Origin of the sequence: Achromobacter sp. Root170, assembly GCF_001428165.1 — a bacterium.
Taxonomy (GTDB): Bacteria; Pseudomonadota; Gammaproteobacteria; order Burkholderiales; family Burkholderiaceae_B; genus Achromobacter; species Achromobacter mucicolens.
Window position 1 is genome coordinate 346,941 of sequence record NZ_LMHN01000015.1, and the last position, 22,916, is coordinate 369,856.

The window sequence follows — 22,916 nt, forward strand, 5'->3', positions numbered from 1 at the left end:
GGAGCCTCGCGGGGCTCCCATTTTTTACGTCGCAGCTTCGTGGCTTTCTTCAGTGCATGAAAGCGATGCGGCAGATCCCGGGTTCAGGCCGGCATCGCCAGCCGGGCCAGTTCCGTCTTGATCCAGCCTGCGATCTCGCGCTGGCGCTGCGCGGGCATGCGGTCGATGATGGCCGTGACGCTGACCGCCAACAGGGGCGCGCCCTGCGCGTCCAGCAGCGCGCAACCCACGCCCAGGGCGCCGCGTACCGCATGGTTGCCCACCACGGAATAGCCGCGCGCACGGGTGTTTTCGATGAGGCGGAACATCTCTTGCGGCGTCATGCCGCCGTACTCGTCCAGCCTGCCGGAGTTGCGTTCGACGATGCCGCGCGCCACGTCGTCGGGCAGGGCCGCCAGCAGCGCCATGCCGCCCGATCCCACGCCCAGCGGCTGGCGCTTGCCCGCGTACGTGGCCAGGATCTGCACGGGATAGCTGCCGATCTCGCGATGCAGGCTGATGGAATCGTCTTCTTCGCGCACCACCAGGAACACGGCGTCGCCGGTGCGGTCGGCCAGGCGGCGCAGCACGGGCAGCAGCTGTCGCACGCGCGGGTCGCGCGAACGCGTGTCCGGGTCCACGGCGAGCTGGGCGCGGTACTTCTTGGTGCCCGTGACCGGCAACACCAGGCCGGCGTCCAGCAGCGCTGCCAGCAACCGATAGATGGTGGGACGCTGAATGCCGGTCAACCGGGCAATGTCGGTCACGCTCAGGCCGTCCGGGCCTTGGTCACGCAGGGCTGCCAGCACGGCCAAACCACGGCGTAGCGTGCGTGGGCCGGCGGACGCGGCATCGCTGTCTTGCATGCAAATCTCTGAAAACTAAGGGTTATCAACGAACGGACGAGGGAAAACCATTGTCCGTAGGGTGGACTCTACCTTGATGCCATCCGCATGTATAGCGCAGAATGCGTTCATCCAATAATTCAAATCGTCCATCTAATGGACAGTACCTGCACGGAGACACTATGACTACAGGTCACAAGCCTGGCATGCGGCGTCTGGCCGCCACCCTTCTGGCCACCGCCGCAAGCGCATTTGCAATGGGTTCCGCCCACGCTGCCTATCCCGACAAGCCCGTCCGTATCGTGGTCGGTTTCTCGGCCGGCGGCACCACCGACGTGATCGCCCGGATCATGGCCAAAGAACTGACCGAGTCGCTCGGCCAGTCATTCGTGGTTGAAAACAAGCCGGGCGCCGGCAGCAATATCGCCACCGACCAGGTCATGCGCGCCACGCCCGACGGCTACACGCTGCTGTTCGTGGCGGTGACCAGCGCGATCAACCAGACCCTGTACAAGAACGTTTCGTTCGACCTGACGAAGGACTTCGCACCGGTCGCCCTGGGCGCCAAGGTGCCGAATATCCTGGTGGTCAATCCCCAGGTGCCGGTCAAGTCCGTGAAGGAATTGGTCGACTACGCCAAGAAGAATCCGGGCAAGCTGGCTTTCGCCTCGTCCGGCAGCGGCACCTCCATCCACATGGCGGGCGAGCTGTTCAAGATGAAGGCGGGCATCGACGTCCTGCACGTGCCGTACAAGGGCAGCGCCCCGGCCATGACCGACCTGATCGGCGGCCAGGTGCAGTTCATGTTCGACAACATGCCGTCGGCCTGGCCGCACGCCCAGTCGGGCAAGCTGAACGCGCTGGCCGTGACCACGCGTGAGCGCTCCAAGAGCGCGCCGGACCTGCCGACCATGCAGGAATCGGGCTTTGCGGACTTCGACGTGTCGTCCTGGTTCGGCCTGCTGGCCCCGGCCGGCACGCCGCCGGAAGTGATCAACAAGCTCAACGCCGCCATGCAGCAGGCGCTGGACAAGCCCTCTGTGCAGACCAGCTTTGAAAAGCTGGGCGCCGTGGGCGTGAAGACCACGCCGGCCGAATTCGGCCAGTTCATCAAGTCGGAAGTCGACGGCTGGGCCCCCGTGGTCAAGGCCTCGGGCGCGAAGGTGGACTGACCGGCATGACCGCCGGCGAGCTGCCGGCGGACGGGCCAAACAAGAAGGGACGGGCAATGCCCGTCCCTTTTTTATTCGTGCATTTGGCAATGCCGTTGCCGGCCTGCCGGTCCGGGCGGCTATTTCTTCTTGACCGCGTTCAGCATCGCCGTGCAGACGCCACGCATCATGTCCACCTCGTCGCGGGTGAGCGACAGGCGCGAATACAGATGGCGCATGCGCGGCATCAGCTTCTTGGGATGGGAGGGGTCCAGGAATTGGACGCCGACCAGCGCTTCTTCCCAGTGGGCCAGAAAGGCCTGGACCGCCTCGCTGGAGGCAGGGGCCGCGCCGCGCGCGGGCTCCTGGGCGGTGGAACGGGGCAGCAGCTCGGCCCCCTGGTCCACCAGCAGGGCGTAACGCAGCTCCCAGGCGGCTAATTGCAGCGCCTGGGCGACGTTCAGCGAGCTGTACTCGGGATTGGCCGGGATATGGCAGATACGGTGGCACAGCGCGATCTGCGCGTTCGTCAGGCCGGCGCGCTCGGTGCCCAGCACCACGGCGGCCACGCCCTCGGCCGTGTCCGCCAGATGCGCGCAGGCCAGGTCGGCCGCCTGCCGGATGTCGCAAGGCGGAGGGCCCAGGTCACGGACCCGGGCAGTCAGCGCAAACGCCAGCGTGACGGGCGCCAGGGCTTCTTCCAGCGTCGGGTAGATGCGGGCGTTTTCAAGCACGTCCAGCGCGCCGCTGGCCAGCGCCACGGCCTCCGGCTGGCTTGTTACATCCGGGAATTTGGGGTCCACCAGGACCAGTTCCGAGAAGCCCATCGTCTTGATTGCGCGGGCCGCGGAACCGACGTTTCCGGGGTGGCTGGGGTTCACCATTACGAAGCGAACACGTGAAAATGCTTGAGTCATTTAAAATGGCACGTTTGGCTTCGTGCCTTCCTGGTTTTTTGGGTCGATTTCCCCGTGGGGGCGACGGCGCGGCGGGGGGCGGCAAGCGGCCTATCATCAAGCCAACTCATCGCATACGTACGGAATTTTATGCACCCGATGCTCAACATCGCCATCAAGGCGGCCCGGCGTGCCGGCACCATTATCAACCGTGCCAGCATGGATTTGGAACGACTCAGCGTGGCTCGCAAGGGTCCGCGCGATTATGTCACGGAAGTCGATCGGGCCGCCGAAGAGTCCATCGTCGAAACGCTGCACGCGGCCTATCCGGACCACGCCGTTCTGGGCGAGGAGTTCGGCCTGCAGGGTCCTGACCAGGCGGAATTCCAATGGATCATCGATCCTCTGGACGGCACCACGAACTTCATCCACGGCCTGCCCAACTACGCCGTGTCGATCGCGCTGACGCAGCGCGGCCAGGTCACGCAAGCGGTCATCTATGATCCCTCGCGCAACGAACTCTTCACGGCCAGCCGCGGCAGCGGCACGTTCCTGAATGACCGCCGCGTGCGCGTGTCGGGCCGTACCCGCTACCACGACGCGCTGTTGGGCGCGCACTGGCCTAACGCCGGCGACCCCGAACAGGGTTCGCAGCGTTTCCGCCAGATGGCCGAAGGCGCCACGGGCGTGCGCCGCCTGGGTTCCACCGTGCTGGATCTGGCCTACGTGGCCACCGGCCGCCTGGACGGCTTCTGCGGCGTGGGGCTCAAGCCTTGGGATCTGGCCGCGGGCAGCCTGATGGTCCTGGAAGCCGGCGGCCTGGTCGCCGATTTCGACGGCGAACAAGGCTGGATGGACAGCGGCAACGTGCTGGCCGCCAGCCCCAAGATCTTCACGCAGATGCTTGCCACGCTGAACCCGCCGTCCGCCGCCTGATCGGCGCGGCACAAAGAAAAACCGGCCCTCGTGGCCGGTTTTCTTTTTATCAATCGGGCCGATCAGGCGTCGCCGTTCTGCGTAATCAGCTGTCCGTCGGGCAGCACCATCCACGCTTGCACACCCAGGCGTCGCACCAGCTGCGCGGTGCGATCCAGCGGCATGTTCGAGAACGCGGTCGACAACGCATCGGCCGCGGTTGCCGTGGACGCCATGACCGATACGCTGCGGTACAGCGGCCGCGCCCGGCCGCTGTGCGGATCGAAGAGATGCGAATACCGCCCCTCGGCATCGAACGGCGTGCCGTAGCCGCCGGACGTGGCAAGCGCCTGGTTGCTGATCGGCACCTGCGTCAGGATCTGTTCCGGGGACAACGGGTCGGCCAGCCCGACGCGCCAGCCCGTTGCGCCGGCCGATTCATCCAGGCCGCGGATTTCGCCCATATCGACCAGCGCGCGCTCCAGCCCGGCATGGCGAAGCAGGTCCGTCACGCGGTCCGTGATGTAGCCCTGGGCGATGCCGTTCAGCGTAAGCGCCATGCCTGGCTGCAGGCCGATGCGTTGCGGGTCGATCTCGATGCCTTGGTACGAGACGCGCTGCAGGGCCGCTGCGATGTCGGCCTGCGCCGGCCCGCCCACCGATGCCCCCGGCTGCGCGAAGTGATCGGCGTATACACGCCACAACGGCTGCACGGAGGGATCGAAGAGGCCGCCGGTCAGTTCGGCGTAGTGCCGGCTTTCGCTCAGCAGCCGGACAAGATCGGATGGCGGATCGGCCAGGTATCCCTGGCGGTTCAGGACCGACAGCGCACTGTCGTCGCGATACAGGCTGAATACCCCTTCCAGCCGCCGAAGTTCTTGCAGCGCCTGTTCGATCAGCCGTTCGGCCGCCTGGCGGTCGGGATGGTACAGCCGCAGTTCCGCATCGGCGCCCAGCGCCACGCCTTGCCAGCGCGTGGGTGCGATGGCCGCTTGCGCGCGGCGCCATAAGCTGGGGGCGAGGGCTAGCGCGGATGACGCGGCGACGATACCGAGGAAGCGGCGGCGGGTGGGACGGTTCATGGCGTTATCTACTGAAAGGGCGCGAGGGGCAGGGAGGCTTCGAGGCAGGGCGGCGGCCGATCGCTATTGGGCAAACACGTAGTCCTCGGGCACGTCGGCAAAGCGCACAACGCGGCCGCCGTGGGTCTGGGCGAAGGCAAGCGCCCGGGTTTGATCCGAAAACGGCATGGCGTCTTCGGCGCCCATGCCGCCAAGAAAGCTGGAACCAATGACATAGAACGCCTCGCGGGCGTCCACCCAGGCTTTCGGGTCGGCGGCGCCGTCGGGCCCCGCGGCCGCCATGTCGTTGACGTAGATGGCGGCAAGCCCCTTGGGTTCCTCGGGCAGCCGGGTGTAGGCAAAGACCTGTTTGATCGACGAGAACCACACGGGCGCCGCGCGGCCCTTGACGAATATCTGGCCCTTCGGCCCCGCATGGTCCTTGAGCATCATCCCGCAGTAGTGGCCGACGGCGTCGGCGGACACCGCCTGGGGCGCGGGCGGCGGCGCGGCGGGTTCGTCGCCGCCGCAGGCCGAAAGCGCCAGCATGATGGCCGAGAAGGCCGTCACTGCGGCCCAACGTTGCAGTGTCATAGCTGTTTCCTCCGGAAGCAGAAGGCGGCCAGAAGGAACGGCACCGCGATCCACAGCAATTGCGCCGCCACCAGCAGCGGCACGGGCATCTGGGCCTGGTCGCTGACCCCCGCCATGCCCGCGTACATGGAGATGTTCTCGAAGCCCGTCAGGTTCAGCAGGCGGTACACGTCGGACGGGTTGGCCAGCAGCAGCGCGTTGAGCATGCCCGGCGTGACGTGACGGCCCTGGTCCGCCGCCAGCACGCCCAGCAGGCCCATGTCGTAGATGACGACAAAGAACAGCCACACGCCCAGCGCGATGCCCGCGGCGGTCGCGCGTTCGCGCACCAGCGTGCTGATGAGGTAGCCCATCGCCAGAAAGCTCGCGCCCAGCAGCACGCTGGCCCCGATCAGCATGGCAAAGGGTCGCCACGCGCCGGCATCCATGCCGCCATAGACCCATTGCAGCGCCAGTCCCGCAGACCCGTAGCCCGCGCCGGTGGCAATGGCCAGGATGGCCAGGTGCCCGATGAACTTGCCCATGATGACCTGCCATCGCGACACCGGATAGCTGAGCAGCAGGGCCATGGTGCCGCGGTCGACCTCGCCGACGATCGCGTCATAGGCGAGCAGCATGGCGATGAGCGGCACCAGGAAGATCGACAGGCTGGACAGGCTGACCACCGTGACGGTCAGGGGATCGACCTTGACTGCGCCAGTGGGAGCGCTGCCCAAGAGGCCCAGCGCCAGCGCCAGCGCGGCCAGGAGGACTGAGGTGGCAAGGACCCAGCGGTTGCGCAAGCCGTCGCGGATTTCCTTGCCGATGATTGTGCTTACGGCGTTCATGCGTCTTCCCGTTCAAGCAGGTGGGCGTAGATGTCGTCCAGCCCGGGAACCTGGATGTCCAGGTCGCCGATGGGCGCCCGGATGGCGCCGATGCTGCGGATAGCCTCGACTTTGTCCGATTCGTGGCACAGCCGCTCGTAGCGGCCGGCTTCGACCTGTCGCCAGGACGAGGAGGGCGGGGGGGCGGACGCATCGTCCGGCCCGAGCGTCACGCTGATGCGGATCGGCAGGCCGGTATCGCGGCGCAACGCGGACATGCCGCCGTCGGCGATCTTCACGCCCGCCTTCATGACGACGATGCGGTCGGCATGGCCAGCCAGTTCCGACAAGGCGTGCGTGCTGAGCAGGATGGTCGCGCCGCTGGCGCGCAATTCATGCACGATCTCGTAGAACTTGAGCCGCGACGCGGGGTCCAGGCCGGTAGTGGGCTCGTCGAACAGCAGGATGCGCGGTTCGCCCAGCAGGGCCTGCGCCAGCGCCAGCCGTTGGCGCATGCCTTTTGAATAGCCGCCCACGCGGCGGTGCGCCGCGCCGGAAATGCCCACCTTTTCAAGCAGTTCCGCGTTGCGCGATAAGGGCTGACGCTTCAAGCGCGCATAGAACGCCAGGGTTTCGGCGCCCGTCATCGCGGGATGCAGCGCCACGGTTTCAGGCAGGTAGCCGATCCGGTCCCGCAGGCGCGCGGCAGCCGGGCTGTGCGCGTCCTGGCCAAACAGCGTGACGCGCCCGTGCGTGGGGCGGATCAGTCCCAGGATCAGCTTGATCAGCGTGCTTTTGCCCGCGCCGTTGTGACCGGCCAGCGCCACGCATTCGCCTTCGCGCAGGTCCAGGTCCAGGACGCTGATGGCCCGGTGGTCGCCATAGTGTTTGCTGACGCCCGAAAGCGTCACCAGTGGATTGCTCATTGGATGTCCTCGGCGCGTTTCGCGCCGGTTTTTGCGCCGCGCGGCCTGGCGGGCTTCATCAGCGGAGCGCTGTCGATCACGCCGCCCGGCAGGATCGCGGGGAACTGCGATTGCGCCCAGCGCACCACCGAGATGGCGGGGCTGTTGAGCAGGATGCGCGCAGCCGGGGCGCGCCACAGCAGCTGGTCCACCACGTCGTTAGGGCGGTAGGCCGTGTCGGCGATGCCATCGCCGTCCAGGTCGAAGGCGGTGTTGTCGCTCCAGTAGTTGCCGCGGCCGCCGTCCGACCATTCCATCACCCGCGTGCCCACGTACTTGACCTGGTTGCGGTTGTTGATGAAGGCGTTGCCCGAGATGCGGTTGCCTTCGGAGCCCGCGGTGAAATGGATGCCGATGCCGCAGTTGGAAAAATGGTTGTCCGCAAAGCGGTTCTTGTTGGCGTTGTAGATGAACACGCACTTGGCCGCGCCATCGACGGTGTTGCCCGAGATGTCCGAGTCGTTGGCGTAGTTCATCATCAGGCCCTGCTCGACGTTGTTCACGGCCTCGTTGCCGGTGACGACCAGGCGGTGCGAATACATGATGGCAAAGCCGATGTCGTTGCCGGTGGACACGTTGCCGCTGATCTCGCTGTCGTTCGTGTACATGTAGTGCACGCCGTAGCGCAGGTCGTGGAAGCGGTTGCCGGTGAAGCGGTTCTGCTTGCTGGTGTTCACGAAGATGCCGTCGCGGCCGGCGGAAATGTCGTTGTCCACCACCGCGCTGCCGGGCGTGTTCCACAGGGACACCCCATTGCCGCGCTCGGCCACGCGCAGTTCCTGATTGCCCACGATGCGGTTGCCCCGCACCATCGCATCTTGCGGACCCCACACATACACGCCGAACAGGTTGTCCAGAATGTCGTTGTGTTCCACCAGCGCGCGATGCGCGGTGCGGTCCAGGAAAATGCCCGCGTCCATGGCGGGCAAATCCAGCCCCGAGCGCGTGACGGTCAGATTGCGCAGCGATACGTCCGCGGCCTTGACCCACAGCGTGCGGCCTTGGCGCGTGCCGGCGATGATCGCGGAACGGTCCTGCGGTCCTTCAAGGGTGAGCGGCTTGTCGATGACGAGGGCGCCCGCGTAGGACCCCGGCGCCAGGCGCAGCGTGTCGCCCGGTTGCGCCGCGGCGACGGCCTGCGCCAGGTCCGCGCCCGCCGCCACGTCCAGCGTCGCGGCCGCGGCGGCCCCGTGCAGGGCCGGGCCGAAGCCGGCCAGCACGAAGCCGGCCGCGGCCCATGCCGCGAGTCGCAAGGTTGCGATGGCAGCCATGGATCGTTACGCGGACTTCTTGGGGTGCACGATCATCTGGCCGGACATTTCCATGTGCAGCGCGTGGCAGAACCACTGGCAGTAGTACCAGTAGATGCCCGGGCGGTCGGCCTTGAACGTCACGGACGACGTGGCCTGGGGTCCGATTTCCATTGCGATGCCGTGGCCTTCCAGCGTGAAGCCGTGCGTCAGGTCTTCGATCACTTCCATGTTGGTCACGAACACCGTGACTTCGTCGCCCTGATTGACCTCGAACTGCTTCAGGCTGAACATCGGCGCGACCGCCATCATGTACACGCGCACCTTGTTGCCGTCGCGCACCACCTTGGCGGCGTCTTCCAGCGACACGCCGTCCTTCTTGGCGATCTGGCGGGCGTCTTCCCACATGGGGTCGTCGCGCTTCCAGACGCTGATCGGGTTGATCTTGGAGCGGTGCACCAGGCACATGTCGTGCGGCTCGGCAAAGCTGGGGCCATCATGGACAAGCTTCATTTCGTCGCCGGAAATGTCGATGAGCTGGTCGTTCTCGGGCTTGAGCGGGCCCACGTTCAGGAACCGGTCCTTGGAGAACTTGTTCAGCGACACCAGCCACTTGCCGTCGGCCTCCTTGGTTTCGCCCATGGTCGAGTGGTTGTGGCCCGGCTGGTAGTGCACGTCCAGCTTCTGGATGATCGGGTCGACCTTTTCGCCCTTGTAGGCGCGCTTGGCCTTGTCGATGTTCCACTTGACCATCTGGCTGTCGATGAACAGCGTGGTGTAGGCATTGCCGCGGCCGTCGAACGCGGTGTGCAGCGGGCCCAGGCCAAGCTGCGGTTCGGCCACGACGCAGTCGCGCGGCTTGATCTTGTCGGCGAACAGGTCGTCCAGCTTGCGCACGTCGATCACCGTCACGGTGGGCGACAGCTTGCCGTTCAGCATGAGGTGGATGCCGTCGGGCGCGGCGTTGCAGCCGTGGGGCGAGTTGGGCACCGGGATGTAGCGCGTGTACTTGGAACCGTGGCGGCCATCGACGACCGGCACGCCGCCCATCGTCTTGAAGTCGCCGTCCTTGACGGCCTGCTCGATGCGCTTGATGTTGAAGACCACGACCCAGTCCTGCTCGTTGGCCGACATCTCTTCAACGGTGACGCCTTTCTCGGAGTTGTAGCAGGTGGCAAACGAGTACTTGCCCTGGTAGTCGGCATCGCCGTTGTCCAGGTTGCCGTCGACCAGCACCTGCCACGCCACCTTCATCGTGTCGCCGTCCAGCGCCGTGTAGACGGAGAAGAAGTTCTTCTTCGGGTCGTCCAGCACCTTGCCGTCGTTGGGCAGGGGAATGATGTGCTCGCCGTTGGCAAACACGTAACCGGTGCGCGGGTAGCGCTGCGGACGCAGGCCGTGCACGCCCGATACGTTGGGCAGCTCGGTGATCTTGTCGGTCTTCATCACGTCAAGGCGGATGCGCGCGACGCGGTTGTTGGCCTTGTCGTTGATGAAGAGGTAGCGGCCGTCGTAGGTCTGGTCGGTGAACGACAGGTGGGGGTGGTGGGCGTCGCCGTTGGGGAACACGCCGCCCTTGTCCTTCAGGAACTCGCGGGTTTCGGGCGTGAGGCCGTCGGTCAGGATCTTGCGGCTTTCGTTGGTGCGGCCCCAGCCCGTGGCGCTGCATTGATTGAAGACGGGGATGCGCACCAGTTCGCGCATCGACGGCAGGCCCAGCACGCGGACTTCGCCCGACTGGCCGCTGGAGTTGAACGCGTAGTATTCGTCCAGTTCACCCGGCGCGACGTGCCCGAGCACGCCGCCGTTGCCGGACTTGGCGTCCTTGCCGTGCGCGGTGGACATCTGCGCCCCGGCAACGAGGCCGGCCGCGCCGGTGATGGCTGCGGTGCCCAGGAAGCTGCGGCGGGTAAGGCCGGCTTTTTCGGGGGTCTTGTCGGACATGGATAACTCCTAGGTAGTGGCGGCGCGGTGCGCCGCGGTACGAAAATCGTGTTTCACGATTCCGGGTTGGGGCGATTCGCCGGGTTGGGGCTGGGCATGCGGTGCAGAACGACTTCGTGCACCGCCGGCTCCGGGGGCGGCGCCGGGCGCCGTTCGCGCTTGGCCTGCTTCTGGATCAGGTGAGGGCACTTCTGCTTGTGGTGGTACAGCATCTGGCAATGCAGGCACTGGATGCACTCGTTCGGGTTGATTTCGCCGGATGGGTCGATGGCCTGGACGGGGCATTCGATGTTGCAGCGCTGACAGGGGTTGCCGCAGTCGCGGTAGCGCTTGAGCCAGTTGAAGATGCGCAGCCGGGCGGGGATGGCCAGGGCGGCGCCCAGCGGGCACAGGTAGCGGCAGAAGAAGCGCTCGATGAACAGGCCCGCGACAAGCAGCGCCACGGCGAACAGCACGAAGGGCCAGTGACGCACGAAGTGCAGGATGATCGCGGTCTTGAAGGGCTCGACTTCGGCGAGCTGCTCGGCGACCGCCAGGTCATACAGCGAGAAGCCGAAAAGCAGCAGGAAGATCACATACTTGAACGTGGACAGCCGCTGCGCCACGCCGTGGCGGATCTTCAGCTGGCGCACGCCCAGCCGCCGGGCGATGCGGTTGGTCAGTTCCTGCAGCGCGCCGAACGGGCACAGCCAGCCGCAGAACGCGCCGCGGTTCCAGAACACCATGGAGATGGCGGTGGCGCACCACAGGATGAACACCAGCGGGTCCATCAGGAAGTATTCCCAGCGGAAGTCGGTGCGCAGGGCAGAGAAGAACGTCAGCACGTTCACGATGGACAGCTGCGCCTGGCCGTACCAGCCGATCCAGAACAGCGCGAAGGCAAGGAACGCCAGGCGCAGGCGGTCGTGCAGCAGCGGGCGCGACGTGAGCTGGTCCTGGAAGAAGAAGATGCCGACGAGCACCGTCAGGGCGACGGTCAGGATGGCGATCTGGCCGGCCTTGCCGTGCCAGATCTGTTTCCATAGCGCGGGCGCGGAATCGGCCTCGGGCGCGGTCGCGGGCGAGGCTTGCGCCGGGCTGGGCGCGGAGGCGGCCGGGGGCGCGACGGAGCGGGTGTAGGCCTGGGGAAGTTCGTAGGGCAGATCGAACGTGACGAACGCCTTGTCCGACACGCTGAGCACGCGCTGCACCATCAGTTGCAGGCGCCACGGTTTGACCGGGTCGAGGGACGCGTCTTCGGGCACCACAAAGAGGGCGACTTCGCGCAGCGCCGGCGCGCCCTTGGCGTTGACGTCGGCCAGACGCTGGTGGTTGCGGTCGCGAAAGCGGAAGGCGCTTTCGTCCTGGATGACCTCGATGCGGTCGAAGATGCCGCCGCGCACATAGCCCGATCCCTTGAAGGAATACAGGCCGTTGCCCGCCACCAGCACGGCCTGCTGGCCGGGCTTCAAGCGCTCTTTCAGTCGCTGCCAGCCGATGTCGCCCAGCAGGCTGCGGCCGATGGACGGCGCGCTGACCAGCGCCGCATACAGATCGATGAAGGTGTCGTCGGGGCCGCCTTCGCCGTGTTCGGCGGCGTCTTTGCGGCCGGATCGCAGGAACGCCTGATTGACGTCGTCAGGCGTCAGGCGCAGGTTCTTCACGGCGCCCGCGTCGAGCAGTTCCTGCCAGCTCTGCACCGTGTCCTTGTCCTCGTCCAGCACGCGCGTGGCGGCCGGCTGCGCCGCTGGGCGCGCCGCGCCGGACTTGTCGATGCCGTGCGCGCGCGCCACCGCGATGGCCGATCGGGTGATCGTGTCGCCGATCACCATCAGCGTGACGGTGGCGCCGCTGACGATGTCCACGGGCGGCGGCGCGCCGTGGCGGGGCGGGGCCTCAACGAAGTTCAGGCCGACGTAGCCCTGGATGAAGTGGTCGACCTTGGACTGGGGAATGCCGATCAGCACGATGGGCTCGTGGTGTTCGACGAGCTTTGCGCCCATGATGCGGCCGTCGTCCGAAAGCCCCACCAGCACGTCGATCGGCTTGCTGGAGTACCCGCGCGTGTTGACCACGTCGGTGGTGAGATAGACCAGACCCAGTTGTTTGCCGCCCGCATAGACGCGGGCGACGGCGGGCTTGCCTTCGACGGGGCCGGTGCGGTCGGCGCCGGGAAAGATCTCGGTGATGGGCGTGGCGGCCAGGAATTCAGGCAGGCGTTGCGCCTGCGCCGCTGGCGCCAGGAACAGGCAGGAAAGCCAAAATGCAATCAACGCGGCTTGAACGTATCGTGCGACCCGGTGGTGTACTTCGGTACTGCCGCGCATGCTGAACTCTATTCGTCGTGTTTGCTTACAGGCATCCTACGAACATGCACTCCGCGGCGGATTGCGGTTTGTCAATTTGGCCTTTTGAATGCGTAATAGCCCTACGAAATGTAGGGGAAGTTCCCTAGTTTTGGGGGGTATGCGGGGTTGGGCTTGATGGATGTCAAGAGAGCGATGGGAAGGCGGTCCTACACTGGTCCGCGGCGGCAACGGCGTCTGCATATGGCTGGCGTACGTGCATCGACCGCTGTGTCATCGGAGAATTTCATGCTGGCAAAAGCCACCCTCGCCATCCTTCTTTCCGCCACCAGCCTGCCCGTGCTGGCCGCGCAATGTGAAGCCACCGTCGAAAGCAACGACGCCATGCAGTTCAACGTCAAGGAAATCGTCGTCGACAAGAGCTGCAAGGAATTCACGGTCACCCTCAAGCACGTCGGCAAGATGGCCAAGGTCGCCATGGGCCACAACTGGGTGCTCACCAAGGAAGCCGACAAGCAGGGCGTCGCCACCGACGGCATGGGCGCCGGCCTCGCACAGGATTACGTCAAGGCGGGCGACACCCGCGTCATCGCGCACACCAAGGTCATCGGCGGCGGCGAATCCGACTCCGTCAAGATCGACGTCTCCAAGCTCGCCGCGGGCGAAAACTACGCATTCTTCTGCTCCTTCCCCGGCCACTGGGCCATGATGAAGGGCACGCTGAAAGTCGGCGGCTGATACGCCGACGGGCCTGTTGAGACAAGCAAGAGCCGGCCGGGGGGCCGGCTTTTTCATTGCCGGGCCGCCCCGTTCAGGCGCTTGCAAGCCTTAGTCCTTTCGGGCCAAAGCCTCTGTCCATCAGGCTTACGGAGGGGATACGTCACCGGCATGTCACGGATTTTCCATGTACGATTACCGGTCGTGTAACTTCTGGAGCTCCTGATGGAGTGGCTGCTGGACCCCGCTGCGTGGGTCGGCTTGCTTACCCTGGTCGTCCTAGAGATCGTCCTGGGCATTGATAACCTGATTTTCATCGCCATCCTGGCGGACAAGCTGCCGCCCGCGCAGCGCGATCGCGCACGCATCATGGGCCTGAGCCTCGCGCTGATCATGCGCCTGGGCCTGCTGTCCGTCATGTCCTGGCTGGTCACCCTGACCACCCCGCTGTTCAATATTGGTCCCCTGTCGCCCTCGGGGCGCGACCTGATCCTGATGGTGGGCGGCCTGTTCCTGCTGTTCAAAGGCACCATGGAACTGCACGAGCGCCTGGAAGGCAGCGCCCATACCGGCGCGTCCGGGCCGCGCGTCTATGCCAGTTTCTGGGTGATCGTCACGCAGATCGTGGTGCTGGATGCGGTGTTCTCGCTGGACTCGGTCATTACCGCCGTCGGCATGGTGGATCACCTGGCCATCATGATGATCGCGGTCATCATCGCCATCGGCATCATGCTGATCGCGTCCAAGCCGCTGACGCGCTTTGTCAACGCCCACCCCACGGTGGTGGTGCTGTGCCTGGGCTTTTTGCTGATGATCGGCTTTTCGCTCCTGGCCGAAGCCTTCGGCTTCAAGGTGCCCAAGGGTTATTTGTACGCTGCCATCGGCTTTTCGGTCGCCATCGAGGCGCTGAACCAGGTGGCCCGTCGCAATCTGCTCAAGCTGGATGCGCGCCGTCCGATGCGCGAACGCACGGCGTCGGCCGTGCTGCGCATGCTGGGCAAGCGGCCGCCCGCCAGCGACGAACCCGACCTGCCGCACGCCGACGGCCCGTCCGTCCAGGCGTTCGGGGTCGAGGAACGCAACATGGTCAGCGGGGTACTGACCCTGGCCGAGCGCTCCATCCGGTCCATCATGACGCCGCGCACCGACGTGTCCTGGATCAACATCGACGACGATCCCGAGAACATCCGCCGACAGCTCACCGAAGCGCCCCACAGCTTTTTCCCGGTGTGCCGCGGCTCGTTCGACGAAGTGCTGGGCATTGGCCGCGCCAAGGACCTGATTGCCGACCTGATCACCGAGGGCAGGGTGCGCCGCAACCGCCTGCGCGATCCCATCATCGTGCACGAGTCGATCGGCATCCTGCGTCTCATGGACACCCTCAAGCGCTCGCGCGGCCAGCTTGTGCTGGTGGCCGACGAATTCGGCGCCATCGAAGGCCTGGTGACGCCGATTGACGTCTTCGAGGCCATCGCCGGCGAATTCCCCGACGAGGACGAACTGCCCGACATCGTGGCGGACGGCGAAAACACCTGGAAGATCGATGGGGCCGCCGACCTGCACCACGTCGAACAGGTGCTGGAAACCGAAGGCCTGGTCGACGACGCCCAGGACTTCTCCACGCTTGCGGGCTATCTGCTTTCTCGCTTCGGACATCTGCCCAAGCCGGGCGACGTCTGCGAATACCAGATTCACCACCAGCATTTCCGTTTCGAAGTCCTGGAAATGGACGGCCGCCGCATCGCGCTCGTGCGCGTCGAAAAGCGCCCGCAAGAGCATTTCCCTGACGAATCCTCCCTAGCCAACGACTAACAGAAAGAGACCCCAGCCCGTGACCGAGAACACGCTCTATCTGATCAAAGCATTCATCCTGGGCATCCTGGAAGGCCTGACGGAATTCATTCCCGTGTCCAGCACGGGCCACCTCATCCTGGTCGGCGACTGGCTGAATTTCGATTCGGGCGACGGCAAGGTGTTCGAGGTGGTCATCCAGCTGGGATCCATCCTTGCCGTGATGTGGGTCTTCCGGGCCCGACTGCTCCAGCTCATTCGCGGCACGCTGACCGGCGTGCCCAGCGAGGTGGCCTTCACCCGCAACCTGATCCTGGCCTTCCTGCCCGCGGCGGTGATCGGCGCGATCTTCATCAAGACCATCAAATCGGTGTTCTACCACCCGGCAGTGGTGGTGGTGACGCTTGTGCTGGGCGGGCTGATCATGCTGTACGTCGAACGCCGCACGCGCCACACGCCGGGCGACGCACCGGGCGCGGCGGACGACACCGCATCTGACGAACGCGCATCGGCCCACACGCTGGAGCAGATCACCTGGAAGCAGGCGCTGGGCGTGGGCGTGGCCCAGTGCTTTGCCATGATTCCCGGCACCTCGCGCTCGGGCGCCACCATCATCGGCGGCATGATCGCGGGCATCCAGCGCAAGACGGCCACCGAGTTCTCGTTCTTCCTGGCCATGCCCACCATGCTGGGCGCGGCGGCCTACGACATGTACAAGAACTTCGGCCTCCTTACCCAGCATGACCTGTCCGGCATCGCCGTGGGCTTCGTCGCCGCATTCCTGAGCGCCATGGTGGTGGTGCGCGCCGTGCTGCGCTTCGTGGCCAACCACACGTACCGTGTCTTCGCCTGGTACCGGATCATCTTCGGCGGCGTCGTGGCCGCCTGGATCTTCACACGCTGATGCCTTCCCGCCACGGCGGGGCGCAGAATACACAAGGGCCGCTTTTTCAAGCGGCCCTTGTGTTTGACTTGCGCGGTACGGCAGCGGCTACGCTTCTGTTTCCAGATCGTAGAACTGCAATCCGTCTCGGTCGATGACCAGCCAGCCGCCGCGCGGGGGCGACACGTGGTCGCAGTCCCAGTCGGGCAGCACCCAGCGTTCGCGTTTTTCGCCGTCGACCTCCAGCACGTGGCGCGCGGGGCGATGCGTGTGGCCATGCACCAGCACGCGCACGCCCGATTCGCGGAAGATCGATTCGATGGCGCCCGCGTTGACGTCCATGATCTCCATGGACTTCGTCTGGTTGGCCGCCTGGCTTTCGCCGCGCGCCTGCTGCGCCATGGCCAGCCGCTCGGGGATGGTCTTGGCCAAAAATTCGGCCTGCCATTGCGGATTGCGGACCATCTGGCGGAATTGCTGATAGGCGGCGTCGTCCGTACAGAATTCGTCGCCGTGCGTCAGCAGGATCGAGCCGAAATCGGTTTCCAGCAGCGCCGGCTCGGGCAGCAGTTGCGCGCCCACGGCCTTTGCCAGTTCCTCGCCGATCAGGAAATCGCGGTTGCCGCGTCCCAGCCAGACCGGGATGCGGGCTGCCGTGGTCTTCAACGCCGCCAGCACCGTGGCAAGCCACGGCGGGGCGGCGCGGATCACGTCGTCGCCGATCCAGGCATCGAAGATGTCGCCGGGCAGCAGCAGGGCTGCCGCCTCTTCTTGCGCAACCTGCAGAAAGGCCAGGAAGGCCTCCGAGGTGGCCGGCGTGGCCGGCCCCAGGTGCAGGTCCGATGCCAGCCAGACCGGGCCGGGCAGCGTGATCTTATTCAAGAACTTCGGCCTTCTCGATGATGACGTCTTCGTTCGGCACGTTCTGGTGGAAGCCCTTGTTGCCGGTCTTCACGCCCTTGATCTTGTCGACCACGTCCTGGCCTTCGGTGACGGCGCCGAACACGGCATAGCCCCAGCCGTTCGGCGTGGGCGACGTGAAGTTCAGGAAGTCGTTGTTGGACACGTTGATGAAGAACTGGGCGGTGGCCGAGTGCGGGTCGCTGGTGCGGGCCATGGCCAGGGTGTACTTGTCGTTCTTCAGGCCGTTGTTGGCCTCGTTTTCGATCGGAGCGTGGGTTTGCTTCTGCTTCATGCCGGGCTCGAAGCCGCCGCCCTGGATCATGAAGCCGTCGATCACGCGATGGAACACCGTGCCGTTGTAGAAGCCTTCCTTGACGTAGGTCAGGAAGTTTTCGACGGACTTGGGCGCCTTGGCGGCGTCCAGGGTGATGACCATGTCGCCTTGGTTCGTTTGAAGCTTGACGCGGGGATTGGTGCTCATGGTTTTGGTGCCTTCGGAGGTGGAGGGGGAAGAAGAGGCTGCCGGGGCGGCGCTGACCAGCGCCGGTGCGAATGCAGCCAGCGCGAACGAGCACGCCGTCAGGCGCAGCAGGTGTAGAGGGGAGTAACGGGACATCATTTGCCTTGTTTATCCTTCAACATTGTTTCAACTTCGCGGACCTTTTCGCGCATGCCGGGCACGCCGTCGCCGGCGGCTTCCTTGTAGGTGCGCAGGGCCTGCAGCAACTGCAGGTCGCCCAGGTTGGCGCGGGCAGCCGCGTAGTTCGGGTCGGCGCGCAGGGCCATCTGCAAGGCATCCTGCGCCCGGTCGAGTTCACCGCGGCTTGCATATAGAGCCGCCAGGTTGTTCCAGGGTTCCGGCAATTCGGGGAACCGCGTCGTCATGTCGTCGTAGATGTCGATGGCTTCGTTCGTGCGCTTGAGCGCCGCCAGGGCGCGCGCATGCTGGAACATGAGCTGGACATCGGTGCCGCGCTGGTCCTTGATCTCGGCCTCGCGCTTTTCGATCATCGCCAGCGCCTTCTCGTTATCGCCGCGGTTCAAGAGAAGCTCGATGTGCGTCGTGATCTGGGAGGCGGACGGGGTCAGGCGCGTATCCACGCTGGGCTTGGCGGCCTCCAGCAGCTTGGCCAGGGCGTCCCAGCCGCCTTCGGGCGGGATGGGGTCCAGGGTGGTGCGAGTGGCGTTGGGGTTCTCGCCCGCGCCACCGCTCATCGACTGGGCGATGGCGACGCCCGCGGGCGAGCTGGCCAGGGCCAGGGCGAGCAGGGCAACGCAAAAACGCGGCTTGATAGTCACGTGTGGGTTCCGTTAAAAGTCTTGGCCGGCCGGCGCTTACGCGCTCGACCGGGCCGCTTGCTATACTTGACGACCACCATTTTAGCCCCGGTTGGGTTTTGGCTCGACCATCGCGTTCAGGGCAGGAAGGGAAAGCAGGTCGCGAAGTCATTCTTTTTACGCGAACCCGCCTGCCAAAGTGCAATGGGACGACCCTGAACAAAGTGCAATGGGACGACCCTGAACAAGGGAAGCCCCCTGCAAACGGGTCGGCACTGTAAATGGGGCGGCACGCGTCGGCGGATCTTCCGCCGACTGCAATTTTCCGAACCGCCACGGAACACTAATCGAAGCCTATCGCGCCATGCTGCAAATCTACAACACGTTATCGCGTACCAAAGAACCGTTCAAACCGGCCCAGGCCGGCCAGGTGCGCATGTACGTGTGTGGCATGACCGTCTACGACTTCTGCCATCTGGGCCACGCTCGCATGCTGGTGTCGTTCGACGTCGTGCAGCGCTGGCTGCGCGCCAGCGGCCTGGCTGTCGACTACGTGCGCAACATCACGGACATCGACGACAAGATCATCCGCCGCGCGGTCGAGACCGGCCGCCGCATTGGCGAAGTCACCGAGTTCTATATCGACGCCATGCACGCCGACGAGCGCGCGCTGGGCGTTGAATCCCCCGACCGCGAGCCGCGCGCCACGCAATACGTGGGCGAGATGCTCGACATCATCGGCAAGCTCGAACAAAACGGCCTGGCCTATCAAGCCGAAGACGGCGATGTGAACTACGCCGTCCGCGGGTTTGCCGGCTACGGCAAACTGTCCGGCAAGACACTGGATGACCTGCGCGCCGGCGAGCGCGTGGCCGTCGGCTCCGGCAAGCGCGACCCCCTGGATTTTGTTCTCTGGAAGTCCGCCAAGGCCGAAGAACCGGCTGACACCAAGTGGGAATCGCCCTACGGCCTGGGCCGCCCGGGCTGGCACATCGAGTGCTCGGCCATGAGCAAGTCGCTGCTGGGCCTGCCCCTGGATATTCACGGCGGCGGTCCGGACCTGAAATTCCCGCACCATGAAAACGAGATCGCGCAGACCGAAGGCGCGTTCGGCGGCACGCTGGCCAACATCTGGATGCATTGCGGCCCGCTCATGGTCGATTCGGACAAGATGTCCAAGTCGCTCGGCAACTTCCGGACCATCCGCCAGACCATTGCCCAAAGCGATCCGGCAGCCGACCAGTCCGATTACGCGGTGAACCCGCGCGAAGCCGAAATGGTGCGCTTTTTCATCGTGCGCAACCACTACCGCAGCCCGCAGAACTACACGCCGGATAACCTCGTCGACGCGCAGAACGCGCTGGATCGCCTGTACCAGGCCTTGCAGAACGTGCCGGCCGACGACCAGGGCATCGACTGGAACGAGCCGCAGGCGCAAGCCTTCAAGGCGGCCATGGACGACGACTTCAACAGCTCGGGCGCCGTGGCCGCGCTGTTCGAACTGGCCTCCGAGGCCAACCGTACCAAGAGCGCGCGCAGCGCCGGACAGATGAAGGCGCTTGCCTCGCTGCTGGGGCTGCTGCAGCAAGCCCCGGCCGCCTACTTCCAGTCCGCCACCCGCTATTCGGCGGCCGCCATGGAGCAGGGCGCGCGCAGCACGCTCGACGCCGACGCCATTCAGGCCCTGATCGACGCGCGCGCGGCCGCCAAGGCCGCCCGCAACTTTGCGGAGGCCGACCGCATCCGCGCCGAACTGCGCGATGCCGGCATCGAGCTGGACGACAAACCGGGTGGCCTCACGCAATGGCGCCGCGCGTGACCAAGCAGGATACGCCGGCCATGTCCACCGCAGATCTCGACATTCCCAAGCCTGAATATTGGGAAGCCGCCGTCGCGCACTTGATGCGCCGCGACCGCATCCTGAAAAAGATCATCCCCCAGCATCCCGAGGTCTGGCTCACCTCGCGGGGCACGCCGTTCATCACGCTGGCGCGGGCGATCATCGGGCAGCAGATTTCCCCCAAGGCGGCCGATGCCGTCTGGACCAAGTTCATCGACGCCGTGGGCAAGCGCCCCACGCCCGTCGCCGTGCTGCGCGTGGGCGTGGACGGCCTGCGCAAGGCCGGACTGTCCCAACGCAAGGCCGAATACGTGCTCGACCTGGCCGTGCATTTCGGCGAACGCCGGGTCCACCCCGAGAAATGGGCGGCCATGGACGATGAGGCCGTCATTTCTGAACTGGTCGCCATCCGCGGCATCGGACGCTGGACGGCGGAGATGTTTTTGATTTTCAATCTACAGCGGCCTGATGTCCTGCCGCTGGATGATCCTGGGTTGCTCAAGGCAATCTCGCTACACTATTTCAGCGGCGAGCCTGTCTCTCGCTTCGAGGCTCGCGAAGTCTCGTTGGCGTGGCAACCCTGGCGTACCGTGGCAACCTGGTATCTGTGGCGCAGTCTGGAACCGACGCCGGTCCAATACTGACGCAAACCAGGCAGCCCATCTACGGAACCACACTACATGCGCAATACATTTCTGGAATTTGAACAGCCGCTCGCCGAGCTTGAGAACAAGATCGAGCAGCTGCGCTATGTGCAGGCCGATTCGGCGGTAGACATCTCCGATGAAATCGGACGTCTGCAGCAGAAGAGCCAGACGCTCGCCAAAGAGATCTACGCCAAGCTCACGCCCTGGCAGACGGCGCTGGTCGCGCGCCACCCCCAGCGTCCCTACACGCTGGACTACGTGCGCGAAATGTTCACCGACTTCCATGAACTGCATGGCGATCGCATGTATGCCGACGACCAGTCCATCGTGGGCGGCCTGGCGCGCTTTAACGGCACGCCTTGCATGGTCATCGGCCACCAGAAGGGCCGCGACACCAAAGAGCGCGCCGCGCGCAACTTCGGCATGCCGCGCCCCGAGGGCTATCGCAAGGCCCTGCGCCTGATGCGCCTGGCCGAAAAATTCGGCATTCCCGTCTTCACGTTCGTGGACACCCCCGGCGCCTACCCCGGCATCGGCGCCGAAGAGCGCGGCCAGTCCGAAGCCATCGGCCACAACCTGTACGCCATGGCTGAGCTCAAGGTGCCGGTGATCTGCACGATCATCGGCGAAGGCGGTTCGGGCGGCGCGCTGGCCATTGCCGTGGGCAATGCCGTGCTGATGCTGCAATACGCCACCTATGCCGTGATTTCGCCCGAAGGCTGCGCCTCGATCCTCTGGCGCAGCGCCGACAAGGCCCCCGAGGCCGCCGATGCGCTGGCCATCATCGCTCCGCGCCTCAAGGATCTGGGCCTGGTGGATCGCGTCGTCAACGAACCCGTGGGCGGCGCCCACCGCGACCCCCGCGTCATGGCGCGCCTCTTGCGCCGCGCGCTCGGCGACGCCCTGCGCCAGCTTCAGGGCCTGACGCCCGAACAGCTCGTCGAGCAGCGCGTGCAGCGCGTGCTCTCGTACGGCGCCTTCCAGGAAGTGCGCGCGTAGAGCGGGCAGGGCGCCGGCCCCCAGTGCCGGCGCCGCGGCCCCCGCGCCTTCTGCCATGACCGACGTCCCGCCGCCCGGCATCTCCCCTCGGGCCGACGCGGGCGGCAGTTTCTCCTTGCCTCTTTGCGCCGCGCTTGCCGCGGCGTTGCGTCAGGCGCTCACGGCATTGCCCGAGCGTCCGCGCCGCATCGCCATCGCCTTCAGCGGCGGGGCGGACTCGGCCGTGCTGGCCGTTCATGCAGCCGCGGTTGCGCCGGCGCTTGGCATCGAGGTGCTGCTATTCCATGTGCATCACGGCCTGCAGGCGCAGGCGGACGCCTGGGCGCGGCATGGCCAGGACCTGGCCGCACGGCTTGCGCTGCCGCTATATGAAGCGCGCGTGCGGGTAGAGCCGGCCGCCGGCAAGGGCATCGAGGCCGCTGCACGCGACGCGCGCTATGCCGCGCTGGCCGGGTTGGCGCGCCAGCACGAAGTCCATCACATCCTCCTTGCCCACCATCGCAACGATCAGGCCGAAACCGTGCTGCTGCGCCTGCTGCGCGGCACCGGACTGGCCGGCATGGCCGCCATGGCGCCGGTGGCGCAGCGCGATGGCGTGACTTACTTACGGCCGTGGCTGGAGCGGGATCGCAGCGAGATCCTGGGCGCGGCGAACGACCTCGAAGCCGCCATCGGCTGGCGCGCCGTGCAGGACCCCACCAACGCCGATCCGCGCTACACCCGCGCCGCGCTGCGCGAATTGCTGGCGCCCGTGCTGGATGCGCGGTGGCCCGGCTGGCGCGCCATCGTCGCGCGCCATGCGCGGCACATGGCCGAGGCGGCCGAGATCCTAGGTGAAGTGGCGGCCGAGGATTTTGCGCGGCTGGACCCCAGCCCTGACGGCGTGAGCTTTTCGCTACAGGCATGGCGCGGTCTGTCGCCCGCCCGGCAGGCGCACGTGCTGCGCCATTGGCTGGCGTGCAACGGCGCCCGCATGCCGACCGATGCGCGCATGGCCGATCTGTTGCGGCAGTTGCGGGGGCTGCACAGCCTGGGCCACGACCGGCAGTTGCGGGTGGAGCAGGCCGGCCACGTGGTCCGGTGCCATCGCGGCCGCGTGTGGGTCGAGGCCCGGGACGGTTCGGATTCGTAATCGGGGCGCGGCGATGCGGGATCGCAGGTTTTAAC

21 protein-coding genes are annotated in these 22,916 nt (G+C 65.9%); 9 read left to right on the top strand and 12 right to left on the bottom strand.

What is annotated here, in order from left to right:
• Nucleotides 1–83: 83 nt before the first annotated feature.
• Entirely contained in the window at nt 84–845 is a 762-nt protein-coding gene (locus ASD87_RS16000) for an IclR family transcriptional regulator (protein ID WP_056323481.1), read from the bottom strand.
• 161 nt (nt 846–1,006) lie between these two features.
• On the opposite strand from ASD87_RS16000, the gene ASD87_RS16005 reads away from it, so the two are divergent.
• A complete protein-coding gene (locus tag ASD87_RS16005) occupies nt 1,007–1,996 on the top strand; it encodes a tripartite tricarboxylate transporter substrate binding protein (protein WP_056323484.1) in 990 nt (329 codons plus the stop codon).
• Nucleotides 1,997–2,115: 119 nt separating this feature from the next.
• On the opposite strand, the gene ASD87_RS16010 is transcribed toward ASD87_RS16005, so the two are convergent.
• Nucleotides 2,116–2,892 carry an RNA methyltransferase gene (locus ASD87_RS16010; protein WP_142054336.1) on the bottom strand — a complete coding sequence of 259 codons (777 nt, stop codon included), beginning with the start codon at nt 2,890–2,892 and terminating at the stop codon, nt 2,116–2,118.
• A 129-nt stretch (nt 2,893–3,021) separates the two neighbouring features.
• On the opposite strand from ASD87_RS16010, the gene ASD87_RS16015 reads away from it, so the two are divergent.
• Nucleotides 3,022–3,807, top strand: a complete 786-nt coding sequence (locus ASD87_RS16015) for an inositol monophosphatase family protein (RefSeq protein ID WP_056323489.1) — start codon at nt 3,022–3,024, stop codon at nt 3,805–3,807.
• 62 nt (nt 3,808–3,869) lie between these two features.
• Here ASD87_RS16015 and ASD87_RS16020 read toward each other — a convergent pair whose 3' ends face one another.
• The 7 genes from ASD87_RS16020 to ASD87_RS16050 form a co-directional block, all read right to left on the bottom strand.
• Nucleotides 3,870–4,868, bottom strand: a complete 999-nt coding sequence (locus tag ASD87_RS16020; RefSeq protein ID WP_056323490.1) for an FAD:protein FMN transferase — start codon at nt 4,866–4,868, stop codon at nt 3,870–3,872.
• A gap of 63 nt (nt 4,869–4,931) precedes the next feature.
• Nucleotides 4,932–5,441, bottom strand: coding sequence for a nitrous oxide reductase accessory protein NosL (locus ASD87_RS16025; RefSeq protein WP_056323493.1), 510 nt, complete (start codon nt 5,439–5,441; stop codon nt 4,932–4,934).
• Nucleotides 5,438–6,268: an ABC transporter permease gene (locus ASD87_RS16030; protein ID WP_056323496.1), complete on the bottom strand. Its 831-nt coding sequence runs from the start codon at nt 6,266–6,268 to the stop codon at nt 5,438–5,440. The genes ASD87_RS16025 and ASD87_RS16030 overlap by 4 nt, the downstream gene beginning before the upstream one ends.
• Complete coding sequence (locus ASD87_RS16035) at nt 6,265–7,173, bottom strand: ABC transporter ATP-binding protein (protein WP_056323498.1); 909 nt, start codon at nt 7,171–7,173, stop codon at nt 6,265–6,267. Before ASD87_RS16035 ends, ASD87_RS16030 begins: the two co-directional genes overlap by 4 nt.
• Nucleotides 7,170–8,483 (bottom strand): nitrous oxide reductase family maturation protein NosD, encoded by a 1,314-nt coding sequence (locus ASD87_RS16040; RefSeq protein WP_056323502.1) that lies wholly within the window; start codon nt 8,481–8,483, stop codon nt 7,170–7,172. Before ASD87_RS16040 ends, ASD87_RS16035 begins: the two co-directional genes overlap by 4 nt.
• A 6-nt stretch (nt 8,484–8,489) precedes the next feature.
• The gene (gene nosZ, locus ASD87_RS16045; protein WP_056323503.1) at nt 8,490–10,406 is read right to left on the bottom strand and encodes a TAT-dependent nitrous-oxide reductase; all 1,917 of its coding nucleotides are present in this window, start codon (nt 10,404–10,406) and stop codon (nt 8,490–8,492) included.
• 53 nt (nt 10,407–10,459) lie between these two features.
• A complete protein-coding gene (locus tag ASD87_RS16050; protein ID WP_082586313.1) occupies nt 10,460–12,712 on the bottom strand; it encodes a NosR/NirI family protein in 2,253 nt (750 codons plus the stop codon).
• Between the two features lie 267 nt (nt 12,713–12,979).
• On the opposite strand from ASD87_RS16050, the gene azu reads away from it, so the two are divergent.
• The 3 genes from azu (at nt 12,980) to ASD87_RS16065 (ending at nt 16,103) form a co-directional block, all read left to right on the top strand.
• On the top strand, nt 12,980–13,429 hold the full coding sequence (gene azu, locus ASD87_RS16055) for an azurin (RefSeq protein WP_056323506.1): 450 nt from the start codon (nt 12,980–12,982) through the stop codon (nt 13,427–13,429).
• A gap of 204 nt (nt 13,430–13,633) precedes the next feature.
• Entirely contained in the window at nt 13,634–15,220 is a 1,587-nt protein-coding gene (locus tag ASD87_RS16060) for a TerC family protein (RefSeq protein WP_056323509.1), read from the top strand.
• 19 nt (nt 15,221–15,239) lie between these two features.
• Nucleotides 15,240–16,103: an undecaprenyl-diphosphate phosphatase gene (locus ASD87_RS16065; protein ID WP_056323512.1), complete on the top strand. Its 864-nt coding sequence runs from the start codon at nt 15,240–15,242 to the stop codon at nt 16,101–16,103.
• An 87-nt stretch (nt 16,104–16,190) separates the two neighbouring features.
• On the opposite strand, the gene ASD87_RS16070 is transcribed toward ASD87_RS16065, so the two are convergent.
• The 3 genes from ASD87_RS16070 to ASD87_RS16080 all read right to left on the bottom strand — a co-directional run bounded on the left by ASD87_RS16070 (nt 16,191) and on the right by ASD87_RS16080 (nt 18,284).
• Entirely contained in the window at nt 16,191–16,964 is a 774-nt protein-coding gene (locus tag ASD87_RS16070; RefSeq protein ID WP_056323515.1) for a UDP-2,3-diacylglucosamine diphosphatase, read from the bottom strand.
• Nucleotides 16,957–17,466, bottom strand: coding sequence for a peptidylprolyl isomerase (locus ASD87_RS16075; RefSeq protein ID WP_056324586.1), 510 nt, complete (start codon nt 17,464–17,466; stop codon nt 16,957–16,959). Before ASD87_RS16075 ends, ASD87_RS16070 begins: the two co-directional genes overlap by 8 nt.
• A gap of 134 nt (nt 17,467–17,600) precedes the next feature.
• Nucleotides 17,601–18,284 (bottom strand): tetratricopeptide repeat protein, encoded by a 684-nt coding sequence (locus ASD87_RS16080; protein ID WP_056323518.1) that lies wholly within the window; start codon nt 18,282–18,284, stop codon nt 17,601–17,603.
• 343 nt (nt 18,285–18,627) lie between these two features.
• On the opposite strand from ASD87_RS16080, the gene cysS reads away from it, so the two are divergent.
• From cysS to tilS, 4 genes are all read left to right on the top strand, one after another.
• Nucleotides 18,628–20,082, top strand: a complete 1,455-nt coding sequence (gene cysS / locus ASD87_RS16085; RefSeq protein ID WP_056323521.1) for a cysteine--tRNA ligase — start codon at nt 18,628–18,630, stop codon at nt 20,080–20,082.
• Between the two features lie 20 nt (nt 20,083–20,102).
• Complete coding sequence (locus ASD87_RS16090; RefSeq protein WP_056324588.1) at nt 20,103–20,747, top strand: DNA-3-methyladenine glycosylase; 645 nt, start codon at nt 20,103–20,105, stop codon at nt 20,745–20,747.
• A 36-nt stretch (nt 20,748–20,783) separates the two neighbouring features.
• On the top strand, nt 20,784–21,749 hold the full coding sequence (locus ASD87_RS16095; protein WP_056323524.1) for an acetyl-CoA carboxylase carboxyltransferase subunit alpha: 966 nt from the start codon (nt 20,784–20,786) through the stop codon (nt 21,747–21,749).
• 145 nt (nt 21,750–21,894) lie between these two features.
• Nucleotides 21,895–22,881 carry a tRNA lysidine(34) synthetase TilS gene (gene tilS / locus ASD87_RS16100; RefSeq protein WP_369818555.1) on the top strand — a complete coding sequence of 329 codons (987 nt, stop codon included), beginning with the start codon at nt 21,895–21,897 and terminating at the stop codon, nt 22,879–22,881.
• The last annotated feature ends 35 nt before the right edge of the window (nt 22,882–22,916 follow it).

Excerpts from the sequence above, each read along its gene's own strand:
- ASD87_RS16000 (WP_056323481.1), bottom strand. The coding sequence starts at position 845 with ATGCAAGACAGCGATGCCGCGTCCGCCGGCCCACGCACGCTACGCCGT.
- ASD87_RS16005 (WP_056323484.1), top strand. The coding sequence starts at position 1,007 with ATGACTACAGGTCACAAGCCTGGCATGCGGCGTCTGGCCGCCACCCTT.
- ASD87_RS16010 (WP_142054336.1), bottom strand. The coding sequence starts at position 2,892 with ATGACTCAAGCATTTTCACGTGTTCGCTTCGTAATGGTGAACCCCAGC.
- ASD87_RS16015 (WP_056323489.1), top strand. The coding sequence starts at position 3,022 with ATGCACCCGATGCTCAACATCGCCATCAAGGCGGCCCGGCGTGCCGGC.
- ASD87_RS16020 (WP_056323490.1), bottom strand. The coding sequence starts at position 4,868 with ATGAACCGTCCCACCCGCCGCCGCTTCCTCGGTATCGTCGCCGCGTCA.
- ASD87_RS16025 (WP_056323493.1), bottom strand. The coding sequence starts at position 5,441 with ATGACACTGCAACGTTGGGCCGCAGTGACGGCCTTCTCGGCCATCATG.
- ASD87_RS16030 (WP_056323496.1), bottom strand. The coding sequence starts at position 6,268 with ATGAACGCCGTAAGCACAATCATCGGCAAGGAAATCCGCGACGGCTTG.
- ASD87_RS16035 (WP_056323498.1), bottom strand. The coding sequence starts at position 7,173 with ATGAGCAATCCACTGGTGACGCTTTCGGGCGTCAGCAAACACTATGGC.
- ASD87_RS16040 (WP_056323502.1), bottom strand. The coding sequence starts at position 8,483 with ATGGCTGCCATCGCAACCTTGCGACTCGCGGCATGGGCCGCGGCCGGC.
- nosZ (WP_056323503.1), bottom strand. The coding sequence starts at position 10,406 with ATGTCCGACAAGACCCCCGAAAAAGCCGGCCTTACCCGCCGCAGCTTC.
- ASD87_RS16050 (WP_082586313.1), bottom strand. The coding sequence starts at position 12,712 with ATGCGCGGCAGTACCGAAGTACACCACCGGGTCGCACGATACGTTCAA.
- azu (WP_056323506.1), top strand. The coding sequence starts at position 12,980 with ATGCTGGCAAAAGCCACCCTCGCCATCCTTCTTTCCGCCACCAGCCTG.
- ASD87_RS16060 (WP_056323509.1), top strand. The coding sequence starts at position 13,634 with ATGGAGTGGCTGCTGGACCCCGCTGCGTGGGTCGGCTTGCTTACCCTG.
- ASD87_RS16075 (WP_056324586.1), bottom strand. The coding sequence starts at position 17,466 with ATGAGCACCAATCCCCGCGTCAAGCTTCAAACGAACCAAGGCGACATG.
- cysS (WP_056323521.1), top strand. The coding sequence starts at position 18,628 with ATGCTGCAAATCTACAACACGTTATCGCGTACCAAAGAACCGTTCAAA.
- ASD87_RS16090 (WP_056324588.1), top strand. The coding sequence starts at position 20,103 with ATGTCCACCGCAGATCTCGACATTCCCAAGCCTGAATATTGGGAAGCC.
- ASD87_RS16095 (WP_056323524.1), top strand. The coding sequence starts at position 20,784 with ATGCGCAATACATTTCTGGAATTTGAACAGCCGCTCGCCGAGCTTGAG.